The organism is Stenotrophomonas sp. YJH_SMC_37 (assembly GCF_059370035.1).
The window spans coordinates 275,668-289,911 of sequence record NZ_JCAFTG010000004.1; the positions used below are offsets into that span (position 1 = coordinate 275,668).

At 66.2% G+C, this 14,244-nt stretch carries 10 protein-coding genes; 6 read left to right on the forward strand and 4 right to left on the reverse strand.

The window, feature by feature from the left end; genetic code table 11:
- Positions 1 to 75: 75 nt before the first annotated feature.
- Positions 76 to 2,130 carry a glycoside hydrolase family 97 protein gene (locus tag AC5P8J_RS08255; protein WP_227853947.1) on the reverse strand — a complete coding sequence of 685 codons (2,055 nt, stop codon included), beginning with the start codon at positions 2,128 to 2,130 and terminating at the stop codon, positions 76 to 78.
- A gap of 237 nt (positions 2,131 to 2,367) precedes the next feature.
- Here AC5P8J_RS08255 and AC5P8J_RS08260 point away from each other — a divergent pair, with 237 nt between their 5' ends.
- The 6 genes from AC5P8J_RS08260 (at position 2,368) to AC5P8J_RS08285 (ending at position 9,176) form a co-directional block, all read left to right on the forward strand.
- Positions 2,368 to 4,560 (forward strand): MGH1-like glycoside hydrolase domain-containing protein, encoded by a 2,193-nt coding sequence (locus AC5P8J_RS08260; protein ID WP_227853946.1) that lies wholly within the window; start codon positions 2,368 to 2,370, stop codon positions 4,558 to 4,560.
- Entirely contained in the window at positions 4,557 to 6,044 is a 1,488-nt protein-coding gene (locus AC5P8J_RS08265; RefSeq protein WP_171952356.1) for an MFS transporter, read from the forward strand. Before AC5P8J_RS08260 ends, AC5P8J_RS08265 begins: the two co-directional genes overlap by 4 nt.
- Positions 6,044 to 7,759 (forward strand): alpha-amylase family glycosyl hydrolase, encoded by a 1,716-nt coding sequence (locus tag AC5P8J_RS08270; RefSeq protein WP_494539966.1) that lies wholly within the window; start codon positions 6,044 to 6,046, stop codon positions 7,757 to 7,759. The genes AC5P8J_RS08265 and AC5P8J_RS08270 overlap by 1 nt, the downstream gene beginning before the upstream one ends.
- Positions 7,760 to 7,879: 120 nt before the next feature.
- A complete protein-coding gene (locus tag AC5P8J_RS08275; RefSeq protein WP_134730436.1) occupies positions 7,880 to 8,266 on the forward strand; it encodes an SseB family protein in 387 nt (128 codons plus the stop codon).
- A gap of 140 nt (positions 8,267 to 8,406) precedes the next feature.
- Positions 8,407 to 8,871, forward strand: coding sequence for a GNAT family N-acetyltransferase (locus AC5P8J_RS08280; protein WP_494539965.1), 465 nt, complete (start codon positions 8,407 to 8,409; stop codon positions 8,869 to 8,871).
- Positions 8,868 to 9,176, forward strand: a complete 309-nt coding sequence (locus AC5P8J_RS08285; protein WP_478405699.1) for a hypothetical protein — start codon at positions 8,868 to 8,870, stop codon at positions 9,174 to 9,176. The genes AC5P8J_RS08280 and AC5P8J_RS08285 overlap by 4 nt, the downstream gene beginning before the upstream one ends.
- Here AC5P8J_RS08285 and AC5P8J_RS08290 read toward each other — a convergent pair.
- The 3 genes from AC5P8J_RS08290 to AC5P8J_RS08300 all read right to left on the reverse strand — a co-directional run bounded on the left by AC5P8J_RS08290 (position 9,166) and on the right by AC5P8J_RS08300 (position 14,213).
- Positions 9,166 to 9,546 carry a hypothetical protein gene (locus AC5P8J_RS08290; RefSeq protein ID WP_019659377.1) on the reverse strand — a complete coding sequence of 127 codons (381 nt, stop codon included), beginning with the start codon at positions 9,544 to 9,546 and terminating at the stop codon, positions 9,166 to 9,168. The genes AC5P8J_RS08285 and AC5P8J_RS08290 overlap by 11 nt on opposite strands.
- Positions 9,547 to 9,713: 167 nt before the next feature.
- Positions 9,714 to 13,298 carry an ABC transporter permease/M1 family aminopeptidase gene (locus AC5P8J_RS08295; RefSeq protein WP_478405700.1) on the reverse strand — a complete coding sequence of 1,195 codons (3,585 nt, stop codon included), beginning with the start codon at positions 13,296 to 13,298 and terminating at the stop codon, positions 9,714 to 9,716.
- A 12-nt stretch (positions 13,299 to 13,310) separates the two neighbouring features.
- Positions 13,311 to 14,213 (reverse strand): ABC transporter ATP-binding protein, encoded by a 903-nt coding sequence (locus tag AC5P8J_RS08300; protein ID WP_019659375.1) that lies wholly within the window; start codon positions 14,211 to 14,213, stop codon positions 13,311 to 13,313.
- Positions 14,214 to 14,244 lie beyond the last annotated feature (31 nt).

Consider the following 14,244-nt stretch of genomic DNA (forward strand, 5'->3'; position numbering starts at 1 on the left):
CGGCTGCATTTCGGTGCTACGCACCGCCGCCCGAGCGTGGGCTCGGGCGCTACGGGGGCGCAGGCAGGAAAACGTTCAGCGGATCGGCGTGAAGCGAATGGCCTGGCCACCGCCGGGTGCCAGCACCAGCGTCAGTGCATCGGCGCTGGTCACTTCGCGGGTTTCGCGTGCGAACGCGAATGGATTGCTGCGGAAATCCGCGCCCTCGCCATCACGGTAGATCTCGGCGCGATAGCGCACGCCCGGCTCAAGGAAGCCCAGCGATACCGGCAGCATGCGGCCGTGCTCATCGGTGATGCTGCCGAGGAACCAGTCGCGGCTGTTGCGGTCGCGGCGCACGATCGTCACGTAGTCGCCCACTTCACCATCGAGCACGCGGCTCTGCTCCCAGTCCACCGCCACGTCCTCGATGAAACGGAACGCCTCGCGATGCTGCAGGTAGTGCTCGGGCAGGTCGGCGGCCATCTGGATCGGGCTGTACAGCACCACGTACAGCGCCAGCTGGCGCGCCAGCGTGCTGGGAATGGCCTGGCCGTGGCGGCCCTTCAGGCTGAGAATGCCGGGGGTGTAATCCATCGGCCCGGCCAGCATGCGGGTGAACACCAGGTTGACCTCGTGCTCCGGCGGGTTCGGTGGTTGGCCCCAGGCGTTGTACTCCATGCCGCGTGCGCCTTCGCGCGAGATCCAGTTGGGGTAGGTGCGGCGCAGGCCGGTGTCCTTGATCGGCTCATGCGGGTTCACCGACAGGTGCCGGCGCGCGGCTTCCTGCACCACCTTCAGATGGTGGCGGGCCATGAACTGCCCGTCGTGCCACTCGCGCCACAGCGGTCCCCCTGCCGGATTGCGGCGGTCGACCTGGCCGTCGTCACAGACGTAGCCGGTCTTGAACTGGTCCACGCCCAGCCGTGCATACAGGTCCAGCGCGGCGCCCAGCTGGTCCTCGTAGTGCTCGATGGCGCAGCCGGTTTCATGGTGGCCGATCAGGTGTACGCCCTTCTTCAGGCCATATGCCGACAGCGCTTCAATGTCGAAATCGGGCGTGGCCCGGGTGAAATCGAAGTCATAACCATTGCCCACCCACATGCCGTCCCAGCCCGGGTTCCAGCCTTCCACCAGCACGCCACGGAAGCCGTGCGCGGCGGCGAAGTCGATGACTTTTTTCGTCTTGGCGGTGGTAGCCGCATGCTTCCGCCCGGTCGCCCAGCTCTCGTTGTCCAGGTGCATCGACCACCACACGCCCAGGTACTTGGCTGGCTTCACCCAGCTCACATCGCCCAGCGCGTTGGGTTCGTTGAGGTTGAGGATCAGGTCCGATTCGACCAGACCACCGGCACGGTCGGCGATCTGCAGCGTGCGCCACGGCGTGGCGAAGGGCAGGGCGCGGCGTACCTTCCAGCCTTCGGCCGAGGGCGAGAGCTGCGCGCGCAGGCGCTGCCCCTCGGTGCGCCGCAGCCACATGCCGGCATAGTCCACCAGCGCCGCCTCGTGGATCGCCAGATGCAGGCCATCGCGGCTGCGCAGGGTCATCGGCGTATGCACCAGCGGTACTTCGCGTAGCGGCGTGCGCTGGTAGAGGTATTCGTAGTGGATCGGTTCGCCGGCGGGGATCCACCAAGCGGTGGATTCAGGCGCGATGGCAAACTCGGTCAGTTCGTCATCGATGATCGCCTCGCGCAGGTTCGGTTGCTCAGGGAACACATAGCGGAAGCCGAGACCATCGTCGTAGACGCGGAACACCACATCCAGCCGTCGCTTGCTGCCGGTGGTTTCGGCCAGCTGCACGGTCAGCTCGTTGAAGTGGTTGCGGGTGAGCCGGCGCTCGCCCCACGGCTGCTCCCAGCTGTCGTCGACGCTGCGCTGCTGCTGGCCAAGCAGGGCGAAATCGCGGTCCAGGCGGCCGTCGCGCAGGGCAAAGCCAAGCTTCGAATCCTCCACCACGGGTTCGCCGAAACGCTCGACGCGGTAGCGCGCGGTGCCGCCGTCCAGCACCAGGCTGACCTTCAGCACCTTGCCCGGCGATTCGACGCTGGCCACCTGGGGCGTGGCGTGTACCAGCGTGGCCCATCCCATCAGGGCCAGGCCGAGCATGTGCGCGAATAGCGCGCGTACAGCAGTGGATGACATCGGCAATTCCCCTCCCAAGGCGCCGTTGGCAGACCCGGACCATAAGCCAGCGCGGCGGGCGCGCTACCGCGTGACGCCATGAATACGTATGCAACTGGACGCAGTCGACAGCCCCGCGTCTACCATGGGGCCCAGGCACCTTGAGGGAGGGGCCGCGCCCGCCCGCCTGCAACGACGGTGCGGACCTACAACGCGTGCAGAGAGGGAGGGAGGCCGACGGGCGCAAGCCGGTCCGCCGCTTCGATGCTGAAGATCATTTGCCTGACCGCTGCCCTGGGGGCAGCGCTGGGGACGACCGCGCAGGCGGTCGACCTGCAATTCGACGGCCGCCATGCGCGCGCCGAAGCCGCTGCCAATGGCAGCTTCGTGCTGCATGCGCCGAAGGGCGCAGTGCAGATCGCAGCCGCACCGATGCGCAGCCAGACCGGCAGCGTGATGTTCGATGCACTGTTCGCGCTGGCCCAGCAGGAGATGGACCAGGACCGCGTGGATGCGATCCGCGATCCGGCCTTCGACGAGGGCCGGCCGGTGCCGTGCGAGTGCTTCCAGACCGGCGCGCGCTGGCCCTATGTGTGGACCCGCGATGTCAGCTTCGCCGCCGATCTGGCACTGGCGCGGCTGGACCCGCAACGCACCCGGCAGTCGCTGCAGTTCAAGCTGTCGGCGGCGCGCGACGGGCACACGCCCGGCCTGTTCGTGGCGCAGGACACCGGTTCCGGCGGCAGCTGGCCGATCAGCAGCGACCGCGTGGTGTGGTTCCTGGCGGCACGCCACCTGCTGGAGGACCGAGCGTTTGCCGATCAGGTCTGGCAGGCGCTGCAGGGCACGCTGGCGCAGGACCGCGCGATGGTGTTCGACGCGCAGATGGGCCTGTACCGCGGCGAGACCTCGTTCCTGGACTGGCGCGAGCAGACCTATCCGGACTGGACCCGCGAGGACGTGCGCTTCATCGGTGATTCCTACGCACTGTCCACCAACGTGCTGCACTACCAGGCACTGCGCCTGGCCGAACGCCTGGCCGGGCAGCACGGCGATGCCCGCGCGGCCGAGTACAAGGCGTGGGCCGATGCGTTGGCGCAGCAGATCGATACGCGCTTCTGGCGCGAAGACATCGGCCAGTACATGAGTTACATCGGTGAAGCCGCGCACCCGGTGCCGTACGCCAAGGTGGATCTGCTCGGCCTTTCGCTGGGCATCCTGGCCGGGGTGCTGCCGCCGGAGCGCGCGCGGCGTGCGCTGGCGGCGTATCCGATGGGCCCGGCCGGCAGCCCGGTGGTGTGGCCGCAGGAGGCGCAGCAGCCGATCTACCACAATCGCGCGATCTGGCCGTTCGTCAGTGCGTACTCGCTGCGCGCGGCGCGGCAGCTGGATGATGCGCCGCGCATCGCCGCCGAAATCCGCTCGTTGATGCAGGGCGCCGCGCTGGCCGGCTCCAACATGGAAAACTACGAGCTGGTCAGCCAGGCCGTGCATGTCGAGGAAGGCGCACTGAGCGGCCCGGTGGTCAATTCCGAACGCCAGCTGTGGTCGGTGGCCGGCTATCTGTCGATGGTGGTCGAAGGCGTATTCGGCGTGCAGGACGATGGCCGCGTGCAGCCCAAGCTGCCGGCCGTGCTGGTGCCCGAACTGTTCGGCACGCAACGCCGCATCTCCCTGGAGGCCAACGGTAAGCGTTATGTGCTGGAGCGGCCGAAGCAGCTGGCCGATGGATTGCTGGTAGCGGGCAAGGTGAAGATGCGTGGTGCCACCACCACCGTGCAGCTGGTCCCCGCAGCAGCGGCGCCGCGCAGCGTAGCAATGACGGCCGACGCCAATGCGCGCGCACCGGCCACGCCGGCCGCACCGCAGGCGCGGCGCAAGGGCAGGGGCTGGAACGTCGAGGTCGCTGCCGGCCAGGTGCTGTGGCAGGACGGTCGCGCGCTCACCGCCAGCAACGGCCAGGCGCACATCAGTGACGATGGCCTGCAGCATTGCCTCAGCCTGACCCGGCGCGACAACGCATTGGAATCGCTGCACAGCCCGACGGTCTGCGTCGGTCCGCAGCAGGTGCTGAAGGGCGAGGATCGCTGGCAGTTCACCTCGGCCAAGGCCGGGCAGGTGCGTCTTCGCCTGCAGTACCGCAACCCGAACGGGCCGATCAACACCGGCGTCACCGCTGCGGTGAAGCAGCTGGTGCTGCAGTGCCCGGGCCAGCCGTTGCAGCGGCACACGGTTACGCTGCCGCACAGCGTGGCGGTGCAGGACTCGACTTCGGCAACGTTCGTTGTGGCCAAGGGGCAGTGCACCGTCGCGCTCGAAGAAGGCTTCAACATGAGCGCGCTTGAACATTTCGCGCACTACACCGGGGGCAAGGGTGGCCGCGAAGGCGTGCTCAACCAGGCCCAGGTGCAGGCGCTGACGGTGGCGCCGGTGGCGATGGAAGAGGGTGCACGATGAATCGCACGGCAAAACCGCAGCTATCGTTCTGGCAGATCTGGAACATGTGTTTCGGCTTCCTCGGCATCCAGTTCGGATTCGCCCTGCAGAACGCCAATGCCAGCCGCATCTTCGAGACGCTGGGCGCGGATATCGACGCGGTACCAGGGCTGTGGATTGCCGCGCCGCTGACCGGCCTGCTGGTGCAGCCGGTAATCGGCTACCTGTCCGACCGCACCTGGACGCGCTGGGGGCGCCGTCGTCCGTACTTCATGATCGGTGCGGTGTTGACCACGCTGGCGCTGCTGGTGATGCCGAACTCGCCGACGCTGTGGATCGCGGCCGGCACGCTGTGGGTACTGGATGCCTCGATCAACGTATCGATGGAGCCGTTCCGTGCCTTCGTCGGTGACCAGCTGGCGCCACGCCAGCGTCCGGCCGGCTATGCCATGCAGAGCTTCTTCATCGGCGTGGGTGCCATCGTCGCCAGCTTTCTGCCGTTCATCCTGGCCCACTTCGGCGTTGCCAACACCGCGTCCGCCGGGGAAGTGCCCGACACTGTGCGCTATGCGTTCTACTTCGGCGCGGTGGTGCTGCTGGCGGCGATCACCTGGACGGTGGTCAGCACCCGCGAATATTCACCGGCGGAGCTGGCCGGGTTCGATGATGCCGAGCCACCGGAACATCACGCGGCGGCCGCGATCAACGGCCCGGCTTCATGGACGCGGGTGACCCTGTGGCTTGGGCTGGGTGTGCTGTTGGCGCTGCTGATCGCCTGGCGGCAAGGCGACCGGATGCTGTACGTGCTGGCCGGCCTGTGCGCCGGCTACGGCCTGCTGCTGGCGGCCGCGCGCGCGCTGCCGGCCACGCATATGCTGGCCGCCATCGTCGGCGACCTGCGCGCGATGCCGGTCACCATGCGCCGCCTGGCGTGGGTGCAGTTCTTCTCGTGGTTCGCGCTGTTCGCCATGTGGATCTACACCACCGCTGCGGTGGCCGGTACCCACTTCGGTTCGACCGATCCACAGTCGGCCGCCTACAACGAAGGTGCCAACTGGGTGGGCGTGCTGTTTGGCGCCTACAACGGCTTCGCTGCGCTGGCGGCGGTGCTGATTCCGCCGATGGTGCGTGCGATCGGCCTGCGCTGGAGCCACCTGGTCAACCTGTGGCTGGGCGGCGCCGGCTTGGTCTCGCTGATGTTCATCCGCGACCCGCACTGGCTGCTGCTGTCGATGGTCGGCGTCGGCTTTGCCTGGGCCTCGATCCTGTCGTTGCCGTATGCACTGCTGTCCGACAGCGTGCCGGCGTCGAAGATGGGCGTGTACATGGGCATCTTCAATTTCTTCATCGTGATCCCGCAGCTGGTGGCGGCCAGTGCGCTCGGCTTTGCCCTGCGCGCATGGCTGGGTGGCCAGCCGATGCATGTGCTGGTGCTGGGCGGCTGCAGCCTGTTCCTGGCCGGCCTGTGCGTGCTGCGGGTTCCGTCCCGTCCGGAGGTGGTGTGATGCGTGGTGTCCTGGCTGTTGCTGTTTCCCTTGCCCTGTTCGCCGGCCAGGCCGTGGCCACGCCGCGCCCGGACTACGTCGGCACCACCGAGCCGTTCGCCAGCGATGCGGTGTACTTCGTGGTCACCGACCGCTTCGTCAACGGTGACCCGGCCAATGACCATCGTGACCAGGGTGGCGCGCACCGCACCTTCGACATCCCAGTGCCGTGCCCGGACAAGGTGGACGGCAACATCGGCTACCTCGGTGGTGATTTCCGCGGTGTGCTCGACAACGCGCAGTACATCCGCAACCTCGGTTTCGGCGCGGTATGGATCACGCCCATCGTCGACAACCCGGACGAGGCGTTCACCGGCAGCAAGCCGATCAGCTGCACCAGCACGCTGACTGATCGCGGCAAGACCGGCTACCACGGGTACTGGGGCATCAACTTCTACAAGCTCGATGAGCACCTGCCCAGCAAGAACCTGGATTTCGCCGGGTTGACCAAGGGCCTGCACGGTGCTGGCTTGAAGGTGGTGCTGGATATCGTGGGCAACCACGGCTCGCCGGCCTGGACCATGCCGACGCGACAGCCGCAGTTCGGCCAGATCTTCGACAAGGACGGAAAACTGATCGCCGACCACCAGAACCTGCCGCCGCAGAAACTGGATCCGAAGCACAACCCGCTGCACGCGTTCTACAACAACATTGGACCGGTCGACAACAAGGATGGCTCGATCTTCGATGGCAACCTGGCTGAGCTGTCCGACTTCAACCAGGACAATCCGGCGGTGATGGACTACCTGGTCGGTGCCTACCTGCAATGGACCGCGCAGGGCGTGGACGCATTGCGCATCGACACCATCGGCTGGCTGCCGCACCCGTGGTGGCATGCCTTCGTCAAGCGCATCCGTGCCGAGCACCCGGGCATGTTCATGTTTGGCGAAGCCTTCGACTACAACGCGGCGACCATTGCCGAGCACACCTGGCCATCCAATGCCAACGTGAGCGTGCTCGATTTCCCGTTGCGCGGGGCACTGGAGCAGACCTTCGGCACCGCCAACAAGGGCTTCGAGACCCTGGCTGAGCCACTGCACCTGAGCGGTGGCCCGTATGCCAATCCGTACGAGCTGATGAGCTTCTACGACAACCACGACATGCCGCGCCTTCAGGCCAGCGACACCGGCTTCATCGACGCGCACAACTGGCTGTTCACCGCGCGCGGCATTCCGGTGGTCTATTACGGTTCGGAGACCGGCTTCATGCGCGGCCGCGCCGAGCACGCCGGCAACCGTGCCTACTTCGGCCAGCCGCGCGTGGACGCTGCACCGCAGAGCCCGATCTTCGCGCCGCTGCAGCGCATTGCCAAGCTGCGCGCGGCCACCCCGGCCCTGCAGCGCGGCCTACAGGTGAACGAACGCCTGCAGGGCAATGAGGCGGTGTTCTTCCGCGTGCTGCAGCACGGTGACGTGGCGCAGACTGCGCTGGTGCTGCTGAACAAGGGCGACAGGGCAAAGAGCTTCACTGTGGCGCGTTACGTGCAGGCGGGCCGCTGGCGTGATGCGCTGGACGGCGGCACGGTGAAGGTCGAGCGGCAGCTGAAGACCGACGTGCCGGCGCATGGGGTAAAGGTCTATGTGCTGGACGCCACCGTGCAGCAGCCGGCACTGCAGGCCGAACTGGACAAGGCGATGGCTGACCAGCGGGCACGGGACCAGCGCCTGGGGCGGTAGTGCCGGTCGCTGGCCGGCAACTCATGAATCCATCGTCCCTTCAGGTGCCGGCCAGCGGCCGGCACTACCGGGGGGACCACATCCGGCACAATAGGCACCCTCACGCCCCGCCGTACCGCCATGACCGACCTCGCCCCGCAGACCCCGATCGAAACCCTGTTGAAGGCGGCGATGGACGGGGCGGTGCCGATTCGCGCCTTCATGGAGGCCTTCGTCGCTTCCGAGGTAGTGCTGCTGACCGGCAGCCTGGTCACGCCCGACGGCAGCGGCTTCGACCCGCTGCTGTTCGACAAGCAGGGCATCCTGCACGTGGCCGTGTTCACCGATCCGTCGCGGGTGGGCATCTACAGCCAGCAGGCCGAACACCAGATCCGCTGGCTGATGCTGGACGTGCTGCGCCGCGTGCCGGGTGGCTACGGCGTGGTGATCAACCCGGGCACCCAGCTGGGTTTCGAGATCTCGCCCAGCGGCGTCGGCGAGATCCTGAAGGACTTCGCCCAGGGTTGATTGTCATGTAGAGCCGAGCCCATGCTCGGCTGCCGTTCGCGCAATGCCGGATCAGTCGAGCACGGCGCGACTCTACAGAAGGCTTCCCTTCGAGCGCCGTCCGTGATCCTCTTGGGCAATATCGGGATCAAGGCATTGCCATGGAATTCAGGGTATTACCCGCTGGCGCACCGGAACGGCAGCAACTGGCCGGGTGGTACCACGCACAATGGGGCCAGGACGCGGGCCTGTCGCTGGAACAGGAACTGCAGTGGCTCAATCCGCCGCAGGACGCCGGAGGTTTCCCGCACCTGATCGCCGCCTTCGATGGAGACCAGTTGGTTGGTGCCGTGCAGCTCAAGCGCAGGGAGATGCAGGCATTCCCGCAGTATGAACACTGGCTGGGCAGCGTGTTCGTGGCCGACAGCCATCGGGGCCGCGGGCTGGCCAGGGGGCTGGTCGAGCAGGCAGCGGCGCAGGCGGTTCGGATGGGCGTTTCCGCGTTGTATCTACAGACCGAAGCGCTGGATGGCGGCCTGTACGCTCGGCTGGGCTGGAAGCCGCTGCAGGAAGCCGACAACTGCAGCTATCGCGTGCTGGTGATGGTGCGCAGGTTGGCCGCATGAACGCATCTGCATCGCGTCATTCCCGCTCTGCGCTGATCTTCCTGATCGCGGCGATCGTTGCCGCGCTGATGTCCATGCCCCTGCTGCGCGCGGTGGGCATGGTGCTTTGGCCGGTGTTCGTGGTTGCCTGGCTGATCAACCTGGGCGCGGCCTGGCATCTGGCCCATTGGGCACGCCAGCAGGGCCGTTCGGCGTGGGCGTTCGGGTTACCGGCGGTGCTCGGCACCGTCGCCTCGGTCGTGGTCTTCGTGCTGCTGGCGTTGCTGGGGCCGAAGGCCGGGCCTCAGCCGGAAATCACCGGCTGAGTGCTTCGTTCCACTCGTTCCACAGGACACCGTCCACGGCGGTGAGCAATGTCTGCTGGACCTCGATCAGCGTGTTCATCTCATCCAGCACCGCCTCCAGGTCGGTGATTGAGATCTCGAATCTGGCCATGCACTGGCTCATGGCATGTACGTGTTCGGTGCCATGCGCTAGCTCGATGGCTTCCTGGAGGACATGGGGCGCGTCGTTGAGAGAGAGCCCCAGACGAACGTCTTCATCGCCCGTAATGAGAACGCTGTTCTCACCCAGCTCCAATTCGAGCTCAAGACCACAGTCAGCCAGTACCTTGGCTGCCCAGTTCAGTGATGCGGAAATCCTGTGTGCATCGAAGTAGATATGGCTGGATGTCATCGCGCCTTCTCGAAGGTTCGCGGAGAGTATCGCTTGCCTTCAAATGGATCCTGTTGGTGCTCCCGCATCTCTGGTCAACCAGGTCTTCAAATGACGCAATTGGTCGCGGCATGTCGCTTTTGTCTGCAGTAGTGATGCCAGCCATTTGACTGGCACCACCGCATACCTCACATCGTTACCTTGCGCCGATTGTCATCGCTCACCCGGTCGATCAGCTTGTTGTAGGGATCGAAGCCTGCTTCGTCGGGCTTTTCATCCACCGTCACCGTGATCTTCGGCGCGGCGCTGGTGATGTGGTGGCGCTGCAGGTACAGCACCTTCTGGTCGCGCTCCTTGCCCGACGGCCCATTGGCGAACACGCCGATCTCCACCCAGTCATCCATCTTGCCGGCGGTCTCCTTGCCCTTGCCATCGGCATACTGCTTGCTGGCATGCAGGTCCAGGGTCACGTCGTAGCGACCGTCATCGCGCTTGCGGGCGCTGGCGGCCATCACGCGGTTGTCGTAGAAGCTGATCTTCTCGAACAGGTCAGTGACCAGCTGCTGGCGGTCGGCCGGGGTCTCGGCACGGATGTAGCTCAGCAGTTCGCGTGAGGTGGTGTACGGCGGCTGCTGGTAGCCCTTGTCCTGCAGGAAGCGCTTCAACGCGCGGTTCAGGGCCACTTCGCCGATCTCTTCACGCAGCCGGTAGAACACCAGCGAACCCTTCTGGTAGTGGATGTACTGCTGGTTCTCCACGCGCTCCAGCGGCTGTTCCTCGATGGCCTCGCCGCCGCGGCCGGACAGGTAACCGTCCAGTTCGCGCTTGAGGAACTGACGCATGTGCTGGCGGCCGTACTCCTGCTCCATCACCATCAGTGCCGAATACTGCGACAACGATTCGGACAGCACCGTGGCGCCCTGCACGTTGGCACCGATCACCTGGTGCGCCCACCACTGGTGTGCGATTTCGTGCGCGGTCACGTAGAACACGTAGTCCACCTTGTCCGGGTCACGCAGGTCGGCGATGAAACCGATAGCTTCGGAGTAGGGGATGGTGTTGGCGAACGACTGCGCGAAGCGGGCATAACCCGGGAACTCGATGATGCGCACCTGGCGATGCTGGTACGGGGTGAAGTTCGCCTCGTAGTAGGCCAGCGATTTCTGCACCGCTTCGATCATCCGCTCCACGTTGTAGCCGTGCGCCGGGCCGAAGTAGACCTCGATCGGTATGTCCTTGTACTTTGCCTTGCGCACCTCCCAGCGCGCCGACAGATAGGCGTAGAAGTTCAGCATCGGTCGATCCATGGCATAGCTGAAGCAGCGCCGGCCATTGACCGTGCTCTCATGCTGCAGATAGCCCGGGGCCAGCGCCACCTGGTCCGGTGCCGTGCAGATCGTGGTGCGGAAGTCGAGCCAGTCGGCATCGTTGGCTATGTACGTGTTGGCACGCGCGGCTTCGTCTTCCAGCTTGGGCATGCGCCGCGGCTCACCCAGGTCGCGCTTGCGCCGCTCGTTGCGGTCGGTGATCTCCGCGCCCTCGTTGTAGCCGAACGACGGCAACACGCGGCTGTTGAAGAACGTGCCATTGTCCACGATGTTGCTCGGCGCCTGGCCGGCGGTGATGCCATTGGGCTTCTGCACCACCCGGAAATGGACCCGGCGGCTTTCGCCCGGTTGCAGAGGCTTGTCCAGCCGATAGATGCGATACCCCAGGTCCTTGGCATGGAAGGCCATCGTCTGTCCGCCAAGATCGGCGGCTACCAGCTGTTTGTCATCGCCCATCGAGACATGCAGTTCCGGGATCGGCTGCGCGTGGAGATTGCGGATCGTCCAGTTCGCATCGATCACCATCGACTGCGATTCGGGGGACAGGTCCACGCGGTTGTCCACCGCCACGATGCGGGGCTGCGGCAGGTTGCGGTACTTCGACAGCTCGCGCTCGTAGCGGGCCTGCAGATCCAGCTGCTGGTCCGGAGAAAGGAACTCGTTGCGGATGTTGGTGCTCCAGTACAGCCAGCCCCCCACGCCGACGAACGCCACTGCTGCCAGCGCTGCAAAGGCGCCGGTCGGGCCGCGCAGGCGGCGGCCGGCCAGAGCCAGGCGCTGGCGCAGGCCTTGGCTGACACCGCGCACCCAGAAGGCCGACGCCAAGCACATCAGCGTCAGCAGGAACAACGCCCAGTAGCCCTGGAACGCCAGTTGCCCGGTCAGGAAGTGGCCGTAGCCGTTCATGTCCGAATAGGGCGCGTTGGGCCAGCTGCCGAAGTTGTACAGGTTCTGCGTGTAGTCGAGCAGGCCGAGCACGCCCTGGCCGATCATCACCACGATCAGCAATGCGTATCCGACGAACTTGTTGTTGGTGAGCACCTGCAGCACCAGCGCCAGGCCCCCCATCAGGATGTAGACCACCGAATCCAGCGCGAGGCTGCGCAGGTACAGCAGCGGCTCCAGATGCGTGTAGCCCTTGGCCAGCTGCACGCCCAGCGCGGCCAGCGCGCCGGCGGCCTGGAAGCAGATGATCACGGCCAGCAGTGCGGTGAACTTGGCCAGCAGAGGCACCCAGTTCGGCACCGGCATGGCATCGGTCACTTCATTGATGCGCGCACTGCGTTCCTTCCAGACCAGCTCACCGGCGAAGAACAGCACGATGATCACCAGCAGCCAGCTGAAGGCCCCCTGCAGGCCCATGATCATCTGCGAGGTGACCGGCCAGATCGAGGTGCCGTACAGGGTCTGCCGGAACAGCGCGCTGGGCAGGAAGTTGGCCAGGCCCAGTACCAGCAGCACGATGAACGGCACGCTGCGCAGGACACCGCGTGTATCGAAGCGGACTTGGCGCAGGAACTGCTGCCACGCCGTGCTGGCAGTGAACGCCGGTATCACGCGCGGCAGTGTCGCGCGGGTGGGACGGACCACGCTGGCTTCGGAAGCCGGTTGCGCCTGCCTGCGGCCCCAGCGCCGACGGCCACTGCCGCTGCGTTCGGTGCGGAACAGCGCGAAGGTGGCGGCAAACAGCGCGGCAGCCACGCCCAACCACAGGGCGCGATTGGCCAGCAGGTAGCCGGCCAGCTCGGGAACCCCGCTGTTGCGTTCGGCGGTGGACCAGTAGCGGATGGTACGGCCGAGTGCGCGCATGCCCAGCGGTTCGCTCAGCACCGCGATCCACGTATTGTCGATGTCGCGCAGCAGAGCCGCGCTGGCGCCGTACAAGACCAGGTAGGCCACCAGGCCGATGTAGACCCAGAGGATCGAGCGGGTCAGCGCTGCCAGCAGCGACAGCAGCGCGGTGGTGAACAACAGGTTCGGAATGACGACGACCGCGAACGTCCAGGCATAGCCCTGCCAGCTGATCGGGCCCATGCGCTCGGGATCGACCCACGGCATGAACGGCGCCAGCCACAGGCCGAATGCGATCAGGATGTAGACCAGCAGCCCGGCCGCCAGGGCGGCAGCGATGCGCCCGGCCAGGTAATCGCGGCGCTTCACCGGGCTGGCGAAGATCAGTTCGGCAGTGCCGAGTTCGAAGTCACGCAACAGCGCGTTGCTGACGAACAGGGCGGTGACCAGCATGCCGAGCAGGGTGAAGATGCCCAGCATCTGTGCGATCACGGTGGGCGCGTTGCTGTGCACGTTGCCGGTGCCGCCACCGATCTGCACGGCGTCGCTGGACGCGGCGGCAAAGGCAAGCAGGGCGAACAGCCCGGCCAGCAGCCACAGCAGCGGGGATCGCAGCTGCTCGCGCAGCTCGAAGCGGAAGAAGTTGAGGATCATGGCGTGCTCCGCTCAGGCTGCGACGCGGCTACGGGCCTGAAGGCGCAGGCGCTGGAAGTACACGTCCTCGAGGTCGGGAGCCACGGCCGCGAAGCCGTCGCCAGGGTCGTTGGCGCTGTGCACGTGGATCACCGGGCGGCCACCGACCAGGCGGGTGGACAGCACCACGTAGCGTGCCTCGTGGTCGGCCAGTTCCGAAGGATCAACCTGCTTGCGCCAGACCTGCTGCTGCAGGGCGTCGATGGCATCGGCCGGGCGCCCGGTCAGCAGCACCTGGCCTTTGTTCATGATCGCCATCGTCGGGCACAGATCGGTCACGTCCTCGACGATGTGGGTGGAGAGGATCACCGCCACGTTCTCGCCGATCGCCGCCAACAGGTTGAGGAAGCGGTTGCGTTCTTCCGGGTCGAGGCCGGCGGTGGGTTCATCGACGATCACCAACCGCGGGTCACCCAGCAGCGCCTGGGCAATGCCGAAGCGCTGGCGCATGCCGCCGGAGTAGGTGCCCAGCTTGCGCTTGCGCGCGTCCCACAGGTTCACCTGCTGCAGCAGCCCATCGACCACCTCGCGGCGCTGCGCGCGCTGCGTCAGGCCCTTGAGCACCGCGAAATGCTCCAGCAGGTCCAGCGCGCTGACTTTCGGGTACACGCCGAAATCCTGCGGCAGGTAACCCAGTCGGCGGCGCACCGCATCCTTGTCGCGCAGCACGTCGATCGGCGCCTCGCCTGGAATGCTGAGCGTCGCCGTGCCGCTGTCGGCTTCCTGCAGGGTGGACAGCGTGCGCATCAGCGAGGACTTGCCGGCGCCGTTGGGGCCGAGCAGGCCGAACATGCCCCGCGGGATGTCCAGGTTGACGTTGTTGAGGGCATGCACGCCGTTGGCGTACGTCTTGGACAGCGAATCGATCTTCAGCATGCGACGTACACCTTTCCATGGGCGATATCTG

Coding starts and splice junctions, on each gene's coding strand:
- AC5P8J_RS08280 (WP_494539965.1), top strand. CDS start 8,407: ATGGAATTCAGGGTATTACCCGCTGGCGCACCGGAACGGCAGCAACTG.
- AC5P8J_RS08270 (WP_494539966.1), top strand. CDS start 6,044: ATGCGTGGTGTCCTGGCTGTTGCTGTTTCCCTTGCCCTGTTCGCCGGC.
- AC5P8J_RS08295 (WP_478405700.1), bottom strand. CDS start 13,298: ATGATCCTCAACTTCTTCCGCTTCGAGCTGCGCGAGCAGCTGCGATCC.
- AC5P8J_RS08260 (WP_227853946.1), top strand. CDS start 2,368: ATGCTGAAGATCATTTGCCTGACCGCTGCCCTGGGGGCAGCGCTGGGG.
- AC5P8J_RS08290 (WP_019659377.1), bottom strand. CDS start 9,546: ATGACATCCAGCCATATCTACTTCGATGCACACAGGATTTCCGCATCA.
- AC5P8J_RS08265 (WP_171952356.1), top strand. CDS start 4,557: ATGAATCGCACGGCAAAACCGCAGCTATCGTTCTGGCAGATCTGGAAC.
- AC5P8J_RS08300 (WP_019659375.1), bottom strand. CDS start 14,213: ATGCTGAAGATCGATTCGCTGTCCAAGACGTACGCCAACGGCGTGCAT.
- AC5P8J_RS08275 (WP_134730436.1), top strand. CDS start 7,880: ATGACCGACCTCGCCCCGCAGACCCCGATCGAAACCCTGTTGAAGGCG.
- AC5P8J_RS08285 (WP_478405699.1), top strand. CDS start 8,868: ATGAACGCATCTGCATCGCGTCATTCCCGCTCTGCGCTGATCTTCCTG.